This window comes from Pseudomonas sp. R37(2017), from assembly GCF_002113375.1.
Taxonomy (GTDB): domain Bacteria; phylum Pseudomonadota; class Gammaproteobacteria; order Pseudomonadales; family Pseudomonadaceae; genus Aquipseudomonas.
In genome coordinates this window covers 130,161-146,399 of sequence record NZ_NEHO01000013.1, presented here as the reverse complement: position 1 = coordinate 146,399, position 16,239 = coordinate 130,161, and the positions used below count along the sequence as shown (strand labels likewise).

The window sequence follows — 16,239 nt, the reverse complement described above, 5'->3', positions numbered from 1 at the left end:
CATGACACAACAATCCATCGCCTGGACTCGCAAGCAATTGCTGGCCCCGGCCGAGCCGCCTGCCGGGCAGGGGGGCATCGTTCATTGGGTGCGTTCGCGGTTGTTCAACGGCTGGTGGAGCAGCCTGCTGACGATCGTTGCGCTACTGGCGATCGCAGCACTGGTACAGGCTGTGTTCCCATGGCTGGCGAACTCGATTTGGCACGCGGATTCCCTGGGTGAATGTCGGCGCATGCTGGCCGGTGAACCGGGTGCCTGTTGGGGTGTGATTCGTGAACGCTGGCCACAATTGGTGTTTGGCTTCTATCCAGCAGCGTCTTACTGGCGCCCGCTGGCTGCCTTCGTGCTGTTATTCGTCGCGTTGGGGCCGATCCTGTTCAAACGCATGCCGGCAAAAATGCTCTGGTTCAGCGTTGCTTATCCAGGCCTGGCGTTCTGGCTGATCTGGGGTGGTTCGTTGTGGGAACCGGGCATGGTCTATGCCGGGTTGGCAATGGCTGCATGGGTGTTCTCCCAGGGTCGGCGCTTCGGACTCGGTGTTGCCTTGATCGGTGCGGCAGCGGTCTCGACACTCTGGTGGGCGCGGGCCGTGGGGCCAGTGGCAGCACACCTTCAGGACGTACTGCCGCTGGTGCTGGCACCCGTGGCTTCCCGTGATCTCGGCGGGTTTCTGCTGTCCTTCGTGGTCGGGGCGAGCGGTATCGCCATGTCTCTGCCCCTGGGCATCCTGCTCGCCCTGGGCCGGCGTTCGTCGATGCCGCTGATCCGGCTGATGAGTGTGACCTTCATCGAGTTCGTCCGTGGCGTGCCATTGATTACCCTGTTGTTCACCGCCTCGCTGCTGCTCAACTACTTCCTGCCTCCCGGTACTTCGTTCGACCTGATTCTGCGCGTGATCATCATGGTGACGATCTTCTCTACCGCGTACATGGCCGAGGTGATCAGGGGCGGGCTGGCGGCGTTGCCCAACGGACAGACCGAGGCGGCGCAAGCGCTGGGCCTGGACTACTGGAAGGCGCAACGTCTGGTGATCATGCCGCAGGCCCTGAAAATCTCGATCCCGATGATCGTCAGCACCTTCATCGGCCTGTTCAAGGACACCACGCTGGTGGTGTTCATCGGTCTGCTTGACCCCATCGCGCTGTCCACCGCCATTCGTGCGAGCACCGAATGGCAGGGCATCTATTGGGAGCTGTTCCTGTTCATCGGCGGCGTGTTCTTCCTCTTCTGCTTTGGTATGTCGCGTTACTCGATCCACCTGGAGCGCAGGCTCAAAACCGATCACCGCTAAGGAGTCATAACAATGAAAAGCGAGCATTCAAACGTCTCCCAGGCATCCGCCCAGGAAGTCGCGATCCAGATATCCGGCGTCAACAAGTGGTACGGCAGTTACCATGCACTGCGCGACATCAATCTGACTGTTACCCGAGGAGAGCGGATCGTCATCTGCGGTCCTTCGGGTTCGGGGAAATCGACGATGATCCGTTGCATCAACCGGTTGGAGGAGTTCCAGCAAGGCCGCATCGTCGTCGACGGTACCGAACTGACCAGCGATCTGCGCAAGATCGATGAAGTCCGTCAGGAAGTCGGCATGGTCTTCCAGCACTTCAATCTGTTCCCGCACCTGACCATCCTCGAGAACTGCACCCTGGCGCCGATCTGGGTGCGTCAGGTACCACGCCGGCAGGCCGAGGAAATGGCCATGCATTACCTGACCAAGGTCAGGATCCCCGAGCATGCGCACAAGTTTCCCGGCCAGCTTTCCGGCGGCCAGCAGCAACGCGTGGCCATCGCCCGGGCACTGTGCATGAACCCGCGGGTCATGCTGTTCGACGAGCCGACCTCGGCACTGGACCCGGAAATGATCAAGGAAGTCCTCGATACCATGATCCAGCTGGCCGAGGAGGGCATGACCATGCTCTGCGTCACCCATGAAATGGGCTTTGCCCAGGCGGTGGCGAACCGGGTGATCTTCATGGACCAGGGGCAGATCGTCGAACAGAACGAACCCTCTGCGTTCTTCAGCAATCCGCAGTCCGAGCGCACGAAGGCGTTCCTGAGTCAGATTCTGCGTCACTGAGAGTCCTGAAACTCTTGCGGTAACCTTTGAGGAGATGGGCCAGACCCACTCCTCTTTTTTATGACGGATAAGGAGTCGTTGTGGGCGCATTTCTATTCATCATCAACGATGGCTGCTACGGATCTGAGCGAGCCTTCAATGCGTTGCGGCTGGCCGGTTCGTTGTCGGCGCAGAAACAGGCGCAGGTCCGGGTTTTTCTTCAATCGGATGCAGTGGGTTGTGCGAGGGCCGGGCAGAAGGTACCCACCGGGCATTACAACCTCGAACTGGTACTGACAAAGATTCTGCGCAAGGGCGAAGTGGCACTGTGCGGTGACGGTATGGATGCGCGTGGCATGAAGGACGTAGAGCTGGTTGACGGGGTACGGCGTGCCGCGCCGGGGGAGCTGGCCGACTGGACGATGCAGGCCGACAAGGTATTGATTTTCTGAGTTCGTCCCGGGCGACCGGGACGAGCGTTGGTCATCGATTGTCAGGCCCGAGGCTCACAGGCCAAGTCGCGTTGCCGGCTCTGCAGCCAAAACAGGGCGCCCATGGCAATCAGGACCGGCGGCAAAATCATTCCAGACACAGTCGACCAGCCAAAGATGTCGAGCAGGCCGCCGGACAGGAAGGAGCCAACCACCATGGTGCCGAACACCACGAAGTCATTGATGGCCTGGATCCGCGGACCGTCTTCGCGGGCATGACAAGTCAGTACCAGAGCAGAAGCACCGAGGAAACCGAAGTTCCAGCCGATGCCGAGCAAGACCAGCGCCAACCAGAAGTGGCCGACGCTCATGCCGGCCATACCCGCCAATGCGGCTGCACCGATCAGGACCAGTCCGCACTGGATGATGAAGGGGGCGCCGAACCGATTGATCAGGCGCCCTGTGAAGAAGCTCGGTGCATACATGGCGATCACGTGCATTTCGATACCGAAATTCGAGTTCACCCTGGTGATGCCGCACAGGTCCATGGCCAGCGGCGCAGACGTCATCATGAAATTCATCATCATGTAGCTGACCACACCGCACAGCATCGCCACGATGAAGCGCGGCTGACGAATCACCGTGCCGACCGGGCGCGATTGCAGTGACACGGATGTCGCTGCTGGCTGGGTGAAACGCACACCCAGCAGAACCCACGCCGAAAGCAGCGCAAACCCTGCGGCGGCGATATAGGTGATGGCAAAGGTGTGGGGCGAAACGTCCATGGTCGCGTTCACCAGTTGTGGCCCCAATACACCGGCTGCCACCCCCCCGGCCAGTACCATGGACAGCGCCCTGGCGCGGTTTCCCTCGTCGACGCATTCGGCGGCGGCAAAGCGGAAGGTCAGCACGACAGCGGCGTAGGCACCTCCAAACAGCATGGCGATGCAGAACAGGACGAATGAAGCCGTCCACAGCGCATAGGCGGCGAGCAACCCGACGATCACACCGCAGGCATTGCCGACGAGGAAGGCAACCCGGCGCCCGAAGCGTCGGCCGACGTAGCCGATCGGCAGAGTCGCCAGTGCCATGCCGATGACGAACACCGAGATGGGCAAGGTCGCCAGGGAAGGGCGGGGAGCAAGCATGTTACCGATGATGGCCCCAGTGGCGTAGACCACAGTCGAGTTGGCACCGGCCAGAGCCTGGGCGGTTGCCAGGCGCGCCACGTTCGAATCGATTCTGAAAGTTTTCATTTGGGTTCCGCAGGTTTTGAAGCGCGCACTGCCTCCATTGTTTGCCCCTCGAAAGGTGGCTGCAACGCAGGATTGCTTTGCAGTCGGCGAAGAAAAACTTTTTCCTGTTCAGTTGCCCGGGTCGCTCGCTGCATCACCGCGCATATAGGCCTGCGGGGTACTGCCCAGCTCCTGGCGGAATGCATAAATGAACGCCGAGGTCGAACCGTAGCCCAGTTCCAGCGCCGTGCGAGTGACATCCAGCCCACTTCCCAGGAGTTCTATTGCGCGGAACAATCGCAGGCGTCTGCGCCAGGTGCGCAGGCTAAAGCCGGTTTCGTTCAGGAAACGACGGGCCAGCGTTCGCTCCGACATGCCCAGGGTTTTCGCCCAGCTCTCCATCTCGGTCGTGTCCGCCGGGTCGGCGTACAGCGTCTCGCACAACCTCATCAGGCCCTGGCTTCGCGGCCAGGGCAATGCGGTGGAGATGGGTGTAGCACGACGCAGCTGGTCAAGAATCAACTGGGTGATGCGCCCTGCGTAACCGGCTTCCTCCTGCTCATCTTCGATACGTGTCGCTTCGATGATGAGTGCCTTGAGCAAGGGTGAGACACCAAACAGTGTCGGTTGGTCCGCTGGCAAACCCGAGGGGATCCGGTCGCTGATCCATAAACTGCGAAACTCGGCGCCATACATCGAACCGACCTTGTGACTCAGCCCGGTGGGGAGCCAGGCCGCTTGTTCTGGCGAAATGACGAAAGAACCCGCGTCGGTGTTGACTGTCAGGACGCCAGAAATCGCATAGACCATCTGGTGCCATTCATGGGCATGTTCGGGAAAGCTGTGCCGAGCCGGAATGGATTGCGCACGGACTTTCAGCGGTTGTGGCGAAGCAATGCCGTGAGGCGCTTCGATGATGTCCCAGTTCATCTGACGATCCGAGCAAAGAGTGGTTGTGAAGTGCATGATGACAAAACCTGCGGCGCTGCAACCGGAGCCGAATTCATGCGTATTACCGCTTTATTCATGTTGTTCAGGCAGATGTCTTGTGTTCTACATCATGTGACTGATAGTCGAGAGTTAGCCAAGGCTGATTGAGTTCTAATGTGAGCACGAGGTGACCCACCCGACCGCGCACAGGGCATCTTTATAAAGCGGTCACCTCGGACCATTTCTGCATAGAACAATATAGGAGTTGCCCGCAACATGGCCTGTCTTGACCGTTACAGCCTGCCCCTGTCGACCTCTTCCGAAGTTGCCGCCGAACGTTACCGGGCGGGCGTGGATCTGCTGCTCTCGCTCTGGCCGGGTGTTGCGCAAACCCTCGATGAAGCGATAGCCGCTGACCCGGATTTTGCTCTGCCACTTGCTGCGCGTGCCCGTTTCCACGCAGTACGTGCCGAGGTGGCGCAAGCCAAGGCCAAGATCGCCAAAGCCATGGAACTCGTGCAGATCAATGGCACCGAACGCGAGCGCAGCCACGTGCAAGTGTTGTCCCTGGCGATCAATGGGCAGCCGGCCAAGGCGCTGGCCGGCGCGCTGGAGCATACCGACCGTTGGCCGCTGGATATCGTGATCCTGTCGATGCCGCTGGGGGCGTTCGGTCTGTTCGCGTTTTCCGGTATGGCCGACCACGACCAGGCGCGTGTCGAACTGTGCGAACGGCACGCCCGTCACTTCCCCGAGGATGACTGGTGGTTCCTGAATTATCGTGGCTGGGCCCACGGCGAGAACGGCAACGTGGCGCTCGGCCGGGCAATGACTCAACGCTCGCTGGAGCTGCGACGCAAAAACGTCAACGCTGTCCATGCCGTGGCGCACGTGCTTTACGAGGCCGGTGCCAACGACGAGGCGGCTGAAATCATCAAGGACTGGTTGCCGGGCTACGACCGCAGCGGAACCTTGCACGGCCATATCGCCTGGCACGGTGCGCTGGTGGCACTCGAGCGTGGTGATCTGGAAACAGCACTGAGCACCTACGCCCGGCAGGTCGCACCATCGGTTTCCACAGGCGTACCGATCAACGTGATCAGCGACAGTGCGTCCTTCCTGTGGCGCATGCAGGCTTACGGTCATGAGGTACCTGCAGGTTTGTGGGACGAGGCTGCGCGTTACGCTGGCGACTACTTCCAGCAGCCGGGATTCCCCTTCGCTGACGTCCACATGGCCATGTTGGCTGCCGCTACCGGGGACCAGCTCGCGCTGGAGCAGCGAGCGAACGCGCTGAGCACCCTGGTCAGCGATGGCACTCTGCGCGCGGGGTCTGTCGTTCCTGCGGTTTGCCACGCATTGCAAGCCTTTGCCAACGGCAACTATGCCGATTGTGCGCGGATTCTCGAACCTGTCGCACACGAAGTGGTCCGCATCGGCGGCAGCGGTGCCCAGCGCGAAATCGTCCAGGACACTTTGCTGGTCTCGCTGATGCGGGCAGGCGAAGCAGAGAAGGCCAGGGCGCTGCTCGACCGCAGGCTGCACCGTCGTCCTTCACCGCGTGACAGCCGCTGGCTGACCGGCCTCGTCGCAGGCTGATATTCAGTCAATTTCTTCGGTGCCTTTCGAGACTGGCTGACCTGGCGACAGGTCGGCCGGCTCGCCTGCATCTTCGTGCAATGCCTGGAAGGGGATACCTGACATGCGTCTTGCCCTGACTGCCCGTCCGGCAGGTTTACGCGGTTTGCTACTGCGTCTGACAAGCCCGGTAGCGATCATTGCCATCGCCCAATTATTCGGCACCTCGCTGTGGTTCAGCGCCAATGGTGCCGCCGATTCGTTAATGTCGGCCTGGCATGCATCTGCCGCCGATATTGGCTGGCTGACCAATGCCGTGCAGTTGGGCTTCATCCTCGGAACCTTGAGCCTGTCGCTTAGCGGAGCAGCCGACCGCTTTCGCGCCAGTACGCTGTTTGTCTATAGCGCAATCGCTGGCGGCCTGTTCAATCTGGGCTTCGCCTGGCTGGCTGACGGGCTGCTCAGCGGTGCCGTACTGCGCTTTTGCGTCGGCGTCACGCTCGCCGGGATCTATCCCATGGGCATGAAACTGATCGTTGGCTGGGCGCCGGAACGCACGGGGCTGGCGCTGGCGCAACTGGTTGCGATGCTCACCCTGGGCACCGCCTTGCCCCATGCCCTCAGGCTCATGGGTGCCGATTTGCCCTGGCAGGTCATCATCACTGCGTCTTCGGTTCTTGCGCTGGCGGGTGCAATGTTGATCGGCATACTCGGTGATGGGCCGCACGCACGCAGTGGGGCGGCCGGTGCCCCGACCAAACGGGCCGGAGCAATCCTTGACGCCTTCAGGATCCACCGTTTCCGTGCTGCTGCACTCGGCTATTTCGGCCACATGTGGGAGCTCTATGCGTTCTGGACCGTTGTCCCGTTGATCGTAAGCCGCACATCACTGGCCTCGGCGTACCCCGCTGCAGGTGTCGCCGGGCTGTCGTTCGGCGTGATGGCCGTCGGCGCCCTGGGCTCGCTGCTTGGCGGCCTGCTTTCCCAGCGTATGGGTAGTGCGCGGGTAGCGCTTGGTTCGCTGGGCTTGTCCGGTCTTTGCGGATTGCTCTTCGTGCTGGTCGCAGGTGCATTGCCGGCATGGGCGCTGCTTCTTTTACTGGCTGTCTGGGGTGCGTCGGTTGTTGCCGATTCCCCGCAGTTTTCCGCTCTGGCGGCCAAGGCTTGTCCACGTGATGCGGTCGGCAGCGCGCTGGCTATTCAGAACAGTATCGGTTTCGCGATCACGGTGGTGTCGATTGCCGGAACCACCTGGCTGTTCGAACGCATCGGTATCGATGCGCTATGGCTGCTCGTCCCCGGGCCGGTTCTCGGTCTGGCCGGATATCTCCTTTCATACCGGAGCGCCGATACCTGACATTCGCGTCTGGTTATCAGACGCGCAAGCGATCGACCGATCGCTGCAACAGCACATTTCGAATAAGAACAAAACCTGAGGTCTTTACGATGCACGAAGTGGGTGTCTGGGGGCTGTTGTCTCCGGCGGTAACGATATGCCTGGCGATTTTTACCCGTCAGGTGATTTTGTCATTGGTGGTGGGCTGTGTAGCGGGATTCATGGTCCTTTCGAACTTCCACGTTGGTCACGGATTGCAGAGTGCCGTGCAAGGTGTCGTCGATGTGTTCAAATCCGACGGGGTCGTGCGGACTCTCATCTTCACCGTAATGATCAGTGGCGTAATTCACCTCGCGAGGCTTACAGGCGGCATGGAGGGGCTGGTCAACCTGATCTCCGGACGCCTGCGGATCGTCAAGGGGCCGATCAGTATCCAGTTGCTCGCCGGTACCCTGGCGGCACTGGTGTTCATCGATAGCTACCTGGCGATGCTCACTTCGGGCGCGGCCACTTCTGAACTCGTACGCCGCCATGGCGTAGCCCGGGAGCAGGTAGCCTACGTGCTCAAGAATGTCGGCATCAGCGCGTGGTCATCGGTGATATTCAATGGGTGGGGTGCAATGATGCTGGGCATTATCGCCGTACAGGTGGAAAACGGCAGTATCCAGGGCAACCCGTTCAATATCCTTGCTCACTCCATCGCCTACAACCTGTTCGCCTGGGCCAGTATTGCCATGGTGCTGGTGAGTATCTTTACCCGTTTCACCTTTCCAGCCATGGGCCGTGCCAAACAGCGCGCGGCAACCGGTACGGAACTCCGGGAAGGCGTCGTGCCGCTTGCGGCCCAGGGCAAACAGGAACAGATCTCGGGCGCCAGTGTTTCCAACTTGCTGGTGCCGCTCCTGTCGATTTTCCTGTTTGTGCCGATCGGGTTGTACATCACCGGTAACGGCGTGATGGGCAACGGATCAGCCTCGACCGCCATTCTCTGGGCCGTACTCTTCGGGCAGTGCGTCGGCTTTGTGCATTACGTGCTGATCAAGCGGGTCATGAACATCGAGACGTATTTCAACCGTCTGGTCGAAGGCTACCAGGCCATGCTGCCGCTGGTGGTTGTGCTGACCCTGGCATTCCTGATTGGTGACCTGTCGAGCCAGCTGCAGATCGGGCAATTCCTGGCACAGCATTTCAGCGTACTGATGCCAGTCAGTCTGGTGGCCGCGTTCGTATTTCTGGTTGCTGCGGTGATTTCGTTGTCCACCGGTACTTCCTGGGGAACCTTCTCCATCATGATTCCCATCGGAATCCAACTGGCCGTATCGTCCGGTGCCGATCCCTACCTGGTCATCGGCGCCGCTATCTCGGGCGCCATATTCGGTGATACCACCTCGCCGATCAGCGACACCGGTATCGTCACGGCGACTGCAACTGGAAACAACCTCATGGATCACATCAAGACCCAACTTCCCTATTGCTTGACGGCCGCAGCTATTGCGCTCGTGGGGTTTGTGATCCTTGGCCTGACCAAGCATCTATAGACGGAACTGGGCATAAGGTGGATTTGACGTGATCAAGCGACTCGGATTCAGCCACAAGATCCTGTTGGCGGCATCATTGCTGGTAGTGTCAGCCTTCGGGCTGTTCGCCCTGTACAACGATTATCAGCAGAGCAATGCGATCAGCAGGGACCTGCAACGCAATTTGCGCGGCATCGGGCAAGTCACGGCGGATAACATCCGCAACTGGTTGGGTGGCAGACGACTGTTGCTGGAGAGTCTGGCCGAGGTGTTGGCCCATGCCGATGAAAAGGGCCGCGAGCAGTGGCTACGACAGCAGACTTTGAAAGAGTCTCTGGCCTTCGTGTATTTCGGCACAGACCAGGGCAGCTTCCATGTGTTTCCTGAAACGCCGATGCCGAAGGATTACGACCCGCGTTCCCGCCCCTGGTTTCAGCAGGCACGATCGGCAACTGGCAGCCAACTGACCGAACCCTACCTGGACGCAAACACCCACCAACTGACCATGACCGTCGCCACGCCGGTTGCCGGTGTGGGCGTGGTGGGTGCTGATCTCGAACTGCAGGGTCTGGTAAAGCTGATCGATGCCCTCAACTTCGATGGGATGGGGTATGCGTTTCTGGTCAGTGGCGATGGCAAGATTCTGGTTCATCCGGATCGCCAATTCATGATGCAGCCGGCAGAGAAACTCTTCTCCGCCGGGATGCCAGCACTTGAGGACGGAAAACTCAGCCAGGTGCAGAGCCAGGAAGGTGAGCGGATGGTCACGTTCATGCCAGTACAGGGTTTGCCGGGCGTGAACTGGTACCTCGGCATTTCCCTGGACAAGAACAAGGTGTTCGCCGTTCAGGAAGACTTCAGATGGTCAGCACTGACGGCAACCACGGTCACCGTGAGCGGCTTGCTGATCTTGATGGGGATGCTGATTCGTCTGTTATTGCGCCCATTGCATGCGATGACACACGCAATGGAAGACATCGCTCAGGGCCAAGGCGATCTGACCCGACGTCTGCCAGTGAAAAACAATGATGAACTAGGACTGCTGGCCAGGGCGTTCAACCGGTTCGTCGAGCGTATTCACGACTCCATCCGTGAAGTGAACCGGGCGATGGGGCAGGTCGACCAAGTCGCCAGTCAGGTGATTGCATCGACCACGATCACCCTCGACAACACACAGGTCCAGGCAAGCCGCACGGGCAGTGTAGCCGCTGCGATCAATCAACTGGGCGCTGCCGCTCTGGAGATCGCGGGTAATGCCGCGATGGCCTCGCAACGTGCCAGCACCACACTGGTACAGGCACATGAGGGGCGCAACGTGGTTGAACGCAACATCGATGCGATGACGCAACTCTCTTCACTGATACACACCTCCAGCTCACACATCAGCCAGCTCAACGGCAAGACCGAGGATATCGGCCAGATACTCGAGGTCATCAGCAGCATCTCCCAACAGACCAACCTGCTTGCCCTCAATGCCGCTATCGAGGCTGCAAGGGCGGGGGAGGCGGGTCGGGGCTTTGCGGTTGTCGCCGATGAAGTGCGCAACCTGGCCCACCGGACCCAGCAATCGGCACTTGAGGTTCAGCAGCTGATCGAAGAGCTTCAGGCAGAATCCGCGGTGGTGGTGGATACCATGCAGGAGAGTCAGCGACAGAGTGGCCAGAGCGTCGAAATCGCTTGCAGGGCCGGCGAGCGTCTGACCGGGGTGACTGATGGTATAGAACAGATGGATGGGATGAGCCAGTCAGTCGCGGCGGCGACCGAGGAGCAGAGTGCTGTCGTGGAGACAATCAACCAGGACATCAGCGAAATCGACCTGCTCAACCAGTCGGGTGCCGAGCAGATGCGCGCCACTGTGCAAGCCTGTTCTGAATTGCAGCGGCAGGTGTCCGATCTCTCGCAGTTGCTCGGCAAGTTTCAAGTCTGATTAAGTTCAACGTGGAAGCAAAGCAGCAGCCTTGGAGCGGGGCAGTTGGCGCTGTGATGCCTACGCAGGCATGCTCAACATTTGCATCCCTCGACTGACGGCATCGATCGCCCCTGCGACATACCCGGGAAACTGCAACGACCATTCACTGCCAATGCCGACCAGACAACCACGCCACGGACCGTTGTCTGCCGTGGCCGCAGGGGCCACGGCATGCTGACTCGCGCCCGTCAGGTCCGCATCAATGGTGGTGAAGGGTTCGGCTGCCCAGTCCTTGAGGAACTCGGCTTTCGCGGTGCCAGCCTGCGGGCCAAACATCCTGACTAACTGAGCACGGCAAAGTGCTCGCAGTTCGCTGTCGGGCAACGTTTTGCGAAGCGTCGCTGGAACACCGATGAAGCCGAACAGCGCGGCGCTGCCTTGTGGAATCGAAGCGTCATGGATTTCCATCAATGGACCGACGCTACTGCGTCCTTCGCCAGACAGCCCTTGCTCGCGCCAGAAAGGCGTATCGAAGATGGCGAAGTACTTGGCATGGGGCGCCATCCAGGTGGCGGTCGCTTGCCAGCTCCGCGAGAGCTGCGACGGCAAGGCCGGCGAAAAATCGAGGGTGGCCTGTGCCAGGCGTGGAGGCATGGCCAGGAACACCTGCTCGACGCTCCATGTCGTGAGCTGGCCTGCTGCATCCGTGCTATCGACTTCTACGTTGTGCGCTGTGCGACGCACATTGCGCACGACTTGCCCAGTAAGGACTCGCTTGGAATCCAGGTGGTCAGACAGGGCGTCGATGAGTGCGCCCATGCCGCCCATCAGTCGCATCGAGGGCGGCGAATTACCATAGCCGCGCGCACGAACCGCAGGGGTGTCACGTGAGCGTTCGATCACCGTTTCGCCGGTCTCGTGCTGCGCGAATCGACACAGTCCCAATTCCTCGATGAGCTGGTCCAGTTGCCGTTGGTAGCCAGGCCAGAACCACGAGGGGCCGAGGTCGAAGCGGTTCGCGGTGCCCGGCTGCCCGGAGCGCAATTCGGGGAAGGGAGGAACGGATAGGATGCGTCCGCCTGGAACATCCCGGGCTTCGAGAATGACGTAGTCCGTGATGCCCTTTTTTTGCAACGCATAGGCAGCAAACAGGCCACTCAAGCCAGCCCCGATGATCGCGATTCGCGTTTTTTGCATGTCATGCCTCCTCGGGCTTATCAGGCAGGTGTCCGGTCTTGAGATAAACCATGGCGCCCTGGCTGCCGGCGGTGATGTCGGGATAGCGACCTTGGGGCAGGCGCATCCAGGTGCCGGGCTCGAATGTCTGATCCGTGGTTTTGAGCTGTCCGCAAATCAACAACCATTCAGCGCTGGTCACCTCGGTGGCGAACAGTGGCTCACCCGGTTGCAGACGTTGCAGGGTCACGTGCTCGGTGCCGCTGTAAAACAGTGGGCAAATGTCGCGTCGGCCGCACGGCTGCCAGTTTGACGGGTCTCGAGTATCGATATGTACCCGCTCTTTTTCGTCGGGTTTCATTTGCCACAGCTTGACGAAAATCAGCGCGCCTTCCCGGCTGGCGGGCTGGTGAACCGACCCTGGCGGGTTACGTAGATACGATCCGGCAGGGTAGTGCCGATCACCTTCCGAGAACGTCCCGGACAGCACGAAGATTTCTTCGCCCCCAGGGTGGGGATGCTCCGGAAAGTCGGATTCAGGGGCATAGCGCACAAGGCTGGTCGCTCGGGCTTTCTCGCCGCCGAGCCGATCCAGCATGACGCGTTCGACGCCACTTTGCGGTGAAGGCACCCATTGGTAGTCGTCAGGTGTAACGATGGCGCGCCGGGAAAAGTCTGCATTGACCAACATGTGCGTCACTCCAGAAGTAGGTGAGGGGGGCCGTTGTCGCCCCCCTCTGATACTCAAGCGTCGGGAAGTTGAGCGTGTGCATCGAGAACACGGGCCGAGTAGACGAGCGCAGCGCCTGCGTTCAGGGCGATGGCCACACCCAGCGCTTCGGTGATCTCCTCCCTGCTGGCACCGCATTCAACGGCCTTTTTCGTGTGCACGGTAATGCAACCGTCACAGCGCGTGGTCACCGCGACAGCCAGAGCGATCAACTCGTGAATCTTTGGCTCCAGGTGTGCGGTTTTTGTGGCGGCGCCATCGATGGTGTTCAGGCCGCGGACGATGTCCGGGCTTTGCCTGGCGACATCACCGATGCGTTCCAGCAAGTCTGTGCGATAGGCGTTCCAGTCTTTCATCATGGGTATTTACCTCTCTCAGTTGCGGCCGGCCATCACGCCACCGTCTACGTCCCAGATCGCGCCGGTGACCCAGCTGGCCTTGTCGGACAGCAGGAAGGCAATGACTTCGGCGACCTCCTCAGGGGTGCCGACACGGCCGATCGGGTGGAAGCTGTTGAAGCCTTGCAAGGCACCATGCACTTCGGCTTTCGGGATGAAACCTTCGTAGATCGGCGTCACTACGACCGCTGGCGAAACGGCGTTCACGCGAATCTGCTGTGGCGCCAGTTCCATGGCCAGGTGCTGGGTCAGCGAGTGCAAGCCGGCCTTGGCCATGGAGTAGGCCGAGGAGGGCGTTGCAGCGATAGCCTGCCTGGCCCACATTGAACCGATGTTGACGATGGAGCCAGGGCGGTTTTTTGCAACCATGTTCGCCGCGACCTTCTGAGTGATGAAGAAGAACGCCTTGTTCAGCTTCATGTACTGGTCGTAATCGGCCCCCTGGTGTTCCAGAAACGGTTTGGGGAAGAAGACGCCGGCGGCGTTGACCAACAGGTCGATGTCCGCGTGCTGTTCATCGAGGGTATTGATCAGTTTGGCCAGGCCGTCTTCGCTGGTCAGATCAGCGATCAGCGCGGTCACCGGCCCCAGGCCGGAGAGTTCTTTGCGCGCCTCTTCAGTCTTTTCAGGTCGGCTGCCGACAATGATGGCGCTGCCGCCTTCGGCGAGCACCATGCGTGCAGCCTCCAGGCCCATGCCACTGGTGCCACCGACGACCAGCAGCTTTTTTCCTTTGAATTGATTGCTCATATCGGACCTCTTTGCAGCTTATGATTGGCAGGCAATGGTTGATACGCTAAGCGCTTGCCGGTGGGGGGCCGTTCAAACGCCGTTCAGCGCATGTATCCGGTAGTGTCAGAGCTAGTGGAAAATCCGGGCTGTTCCGAGTCGCAAGACAAACTTTTTCATTCGGGCCAGGCACTGATTCCTGGATCTCCACAGGACGCTGTTTCTACCTTGGAGCCGATTATTCGCTGCGTGCGAACGCAGCGACAAACGATATAAAATGTCAGTCATAGAAAGAAAAAGTTTATCGTCATGAAGACCCCTATTCATCTCAATGCCTTACGCGCCTTTGAAGCCAGTGCTCGCCATCAAAGCTTTTCCGCGGCCGCTTCCGAGCTCAATGTCACGCCCGCCGCCGTGGGCCAACTGGTGCGTTCTCTGGAGGACTGGCTGGGCACGCCGCTCTTTCACCGCGCCGCCACTGGCCGATCGAGGCTGGTCGCAACCGAAGCGGCTGAACTTGCATTGCCTGATATTCGGGCCGGCTTTGACAGGCTCACGCTGGGAATGGAGAGGCTGAAGGAAGGCTCGAGCGGCGGTGTGCTGACGGTAACGGTGAGCCCTGCGTTCGCTGCCAAGTGGCTGTTGCCCCGTATCGAGAGCTTTCATGCCGCCTGGCCCGACATGGATGTACGCCTGGACACCAACCTGCGGGCGGTTGATTTCGTTGCTCAAAGGATCGACATCGGCGTGCGCTACGGGACTGGAAGCTGGCCGGGGCTGGTGGCGGAAAAGTTGATGGACGAGGAGGTCTACCCGGTCTGCTCACCCAGTCTGTTGCTCGACGCTTCGCGGCTGCGCACACCAAACGATCTTGCCAGGGAAACCCTCATCCATGACCTGTCGATGGATAGCCATACCGATTTCCCGACATGGGCGGCATGGGTCCGGAACACGAGCATCACTGGTGTTCTGACTACGCGCGGCATGAAGATCAATAACTCCGCGGCCGTGCTGCAAGCGGCGATCGATGGACAGGGCGTCGCTTTGGCCCGTAGTGTCATGGCCCGTGATGATGTGGCGGCCGGTCGACTGGTCAGGTTGTTCCCGCAGATAACGTTCGAATCGGCCCTTGCTTACTACGTCGTTTACCGACCTGGCTGTGCGAGCCTGCCAAGGCTGAAGGCATTTCGCGATTGGTTGTTCGAGGTCGCCGGGCGTTAGCAGAACCCTAACGGGGCTTTCGGACCTGTCGCAGTCCCTCACTGGCTACGCGACAGGCCCATTCACTCAAGCCACCGCCTGAGCCCCGGTGATTTCCACCAGTGATCCGCACATGAAGGCTGCCTCGTCCGAGGCCAGGAACGCCACCAGCGCTGCCACTTCCTGGGGTTTGCCGATACGTCCGAACGGTACCATTCGATCCAGATCGGCGATGGTTCTGCCCGAGCGGCGCACGCCGGCTTCGAGCATCGGTGTATGAATCTCGCCCGGGCACACGGCGTTGACCCGGATGTTCTGTGGTGCGTAGTCCCTGGCCAGGTTCTGGGTGAACGCTGCGACGGCGGCCTTGGTGACGTTGTAGGCGATATGCCCGGGCGCCGGGTACAGGCCCCACTGCGACGCGGTATTGACGATCGCGCCGGCGCCCGCTTCGATCATGATCGGCAGCACCGCCCGGCACAGGTGAAACATCGAGTCCAGATTGACCGCAAAACTGCTGTGCCAATCGTCCTCGCTCAACGCCAGCAGATTGCCGCGGCGGTTGATCCCGGCGTTGTTGACCAGGATGTCTATCCGTCCCAGTTCATCCACGACCTTTGCGACCAACCCGTGGCATGCCGAGCCGCTGGCGATGTCTGCGGCGATCGCCAGCGCCTTGCCGCCATCGCCCTGAATGGTTTCGGCGACGGCCTGTGCCGCCTCGAGATTGACGTCGCTGATCACCACCGTCGCGCCTTCGCTCGCGAACCGTGCGGCGATGGCCGAGCCGATACCGCCGGCGCCACCGGTCACGATCGCCACTTTGTTTTCAAATCTGTTCATCGTCGACTCCTGGGGGTTGGGGACACGGATGCAACCTTTCGGGTTCCAGTTCGTGCTTTGTTGTTTGCAGGCAGGCGTAACAGAATTACTGCACGCTACTATGTGTGCAGCAGTGCATACAACCTAGCCGGGAAAAATCGGAGTGTCAACGGGCTCCGTCAGGCCTGT

The 16,239-nt window shown here is 60.3% G+C and carries 15 protein-coding genes and 1 pseudogene; 9 read left to right on the top strand and 7 right to left on the bottom strand.

Annotation, left to right across the window (positions count from 1 at the left end):
- Position 1: 1 nt before the first annotated feature.
- The 3 genes from CAG47_RS20375 (at position 2) to CAG47_RS20365 (ending at position 2,511) form a co-directional block, all read left to right on the top strand.
- Positions 2-1,291 carry an amino acid ABC transporter permease gene (locus tag CAG47_RS20375; protein WP_085726706.1) on the top strand — a complete coding sequence of 430 codons (1,290 nt, stop codon included), beginning with the start codon at positions 2-4 and terminating at the stop codon, positions 1,289-1,291.
- 12 nt (positions 1,292-1,303) lie between these two features.
- Positions 1,304-2,080: an amino acid ABC transporter ATP-binding protein gene (locus CAG47_RS20370; protein WP_085726704.1), complete on the top strand. Its 777-nt coding sequence runs from the start codon at positions 1,304-1,306 to the stop codon at positions 2,078-2,080.
- Positions 2,081-2,160: 80 nt separating this feature from the next.
- Positions 2,161-2,511, top strand: a complete 351-nt coding sequence (locus tag CAG47_RS20365) for a DsrE/DsrF/TusD sulfur relay family protein (RefSeq protein ID WP_085726702.1) — start codon at positions 2,161-2,163, stop codon at positions 2,509-2,511.
- A 41-nt stretch (positions 2,512-2,552) separates the two neighbouring features.
- On the opposite strand, the gene CAG47_RS20360 is transcribed toward CAG47_RS20365, so the two are convergent.
- Both CAG47_RS20360 and CAG47_RS20355 read right to left on the bottom strand, forming a co-directional pair.
- Positions 2,553-3,746, bottom strand: coding sequence for an MFS transporter (locus CAG47_RS20360; protein WP_085726700.1), 1,194 nt, complete (start codon positions 3,744-3,746; stop codon positions 2,553-2,555).
- 108 nt (positions 3,747-3,854) lie between these two features.
- Positions 3,855-4,691: a helix-turn-helix domain-containing protein gene (locus tag CAG47_RS20355; protein WP_218190684.1), complete on the bottom strand. Its 837-nt coding sequence runs from the start codon at positions 4,689-4,691 to the stop codon at positions 3,855-3,857.
- 240 nt (positions 4,692-4,931) lie between these two features.
- Between CAG47_RS20355 and CAG47_RS20350 the strand changes: the two genes are divergently transcribed.
- The 5 genes and pseudogenes from CAG47_RS20350 (at position 4,932) to CAG47_RS29420 (ending at position 11,013) form a co-directional block, all read left to right on the top strand.
- Positions 4,932-6,254, top strand: coding sequence for a tetratricopeptide repeat protein (locus CAG47_RS20350; protein WP_085726696.1), 1,323 nt, complete (start codon positions 4,932-4,934; stop codon positions 6,252-6,254).
- A 103-nt stretch (positions 6,255-6,357) separates the two neighbouring features.
- Complete coding sequence (locus CAG47_RS20345) at positions 6,358-7,590, top strand: MFS transporter (protein ID WP_085726694.1); 1,233 nt, start codon at positions 6,358-6,360, stop codon at positions 7,588-7,590.
- A gap of 89 nt (positions 7,591-7,679) precedes the next feature.
- Positions 7,680-9,107 (top strand): Na+/H+ antiporter NhaC family protein, encoded by a 1,428-nt coding sequence (locus CAG47_RS20340; protein WP_085726692.1) that lies wholly within the window; start codon positions 7,680-7,682, stop codon positions 9,105-9,107.
- 28 nt (positions 9,108-9,135) lie between these two features.
- Positions 9,136-10,158, top strand: a pseudogene (locus CAG47_RS29425) (cache domain-containing protein); the annotation flags it as partial.
- Between the two features lie 36 nt (positions 10,159-10,194).
- Positions 10,195-11,013, top strand: a complete 819-nt coding sequence (locus CAG47_RS29420) for a methyl-accepting chemotaxis protein (RefSeq protein WP_371917228.1) — start codon at positions 10,195-10,197, stop codon at positions 11,011-11,013.
- 60 nt (positions 11,014-11,073) lie between these two features.
- On the opposite strand, the gene CAG47_RS20330 is transcribed toward CAG47_RS29420, so the two are convergent.
- The 4 genes from CAG47_RS20330 to CAG47_RS20315 are packed head-to-tail and all read right to left on the bottom strand — an operon-like array spanning position 11,074 to position 14,049.
- On the bottom strand, positions 11,074-12,192 hold the full coding sequence (locus CAG47_RS20330) for an FAD-dependent oxidoreductase (protein ID WP_085726688.1): 1,119 nt from the start codon (positions 12,190-12,192) through the stop codon (positions 11,074-11,076).
- Position 12,193: 1 nt separating this feature from the next.
- Positions 12,194-12,862 (bottom strand): cupin domain-containing protein, encoded by a 669-nt coding sequence (locus tag CAG47_RS20325; protein ID WP_085726685.1) that lies wholly within the window; start codon positions 12,860-12,862, stop codon positions 12,194-12,196.
- A gap of 53 nt (positions 12,863-12,915) precedes the next feature.
- Positions 12,916-13,257, bottom strand: a complete 342-nt coding sequence (locus CAG47_RS20320) for a carboxymuconolactone decarboxylase family protein (RefSeq protein ID WP_218190688.1) — start codon at positions 13,255-13,257, stop codon at positions 12,916-12,918.
- Between the two features lie 18 nt (positions 13,258-13,275).
- Positions 13,276-14,049, bottom strand: coding sequence for an SDR family NAD(P)-dependent oxidoreductase (locus tag CAG47_RS20315; RefSeq protein ID WP_085726681.1), 774 nt, complete (start codon positions 14,047-14,049; stop codon positions 13,276-13,278).
- 288 nt (positions 14,050-14,337) lie between these two features.
- On the opposite strand from CAG47_RS20315, the gene gcvA reads away from it, so the two are divergent.
- Positions 14,338-15,249, top strand: a complete 912-nt coding sequence (gcvA, locus tag CAG47_RS20310) for a transcriptional regulator GcvA (RefSeq protein WP_085726679.1) — start codon at positions 14,338-14,340, stop codon at positions 15,247-15,249.
- A 66-nt stretch (positions 15,250-15,315) separates the two neighbouring features.
- Here the strand turns inward: gcvA and CAG47_RS20305 are convergent, their stop codons facing one another.
- Positions 15,316-16,071: an SDR family NAD(P)-dependent oxidoreductase gene (locus CAG47_RS20305; RefSeq protein WP_085726677.1), complete on the bottom strand. Its 756-nt coding sequence runs from the start codon at positions 16,069-16,071 to the stop codon at positions 15,316-15,318.
- Positions 16,072-16,239: the final 168 nt, after the last annotated feature.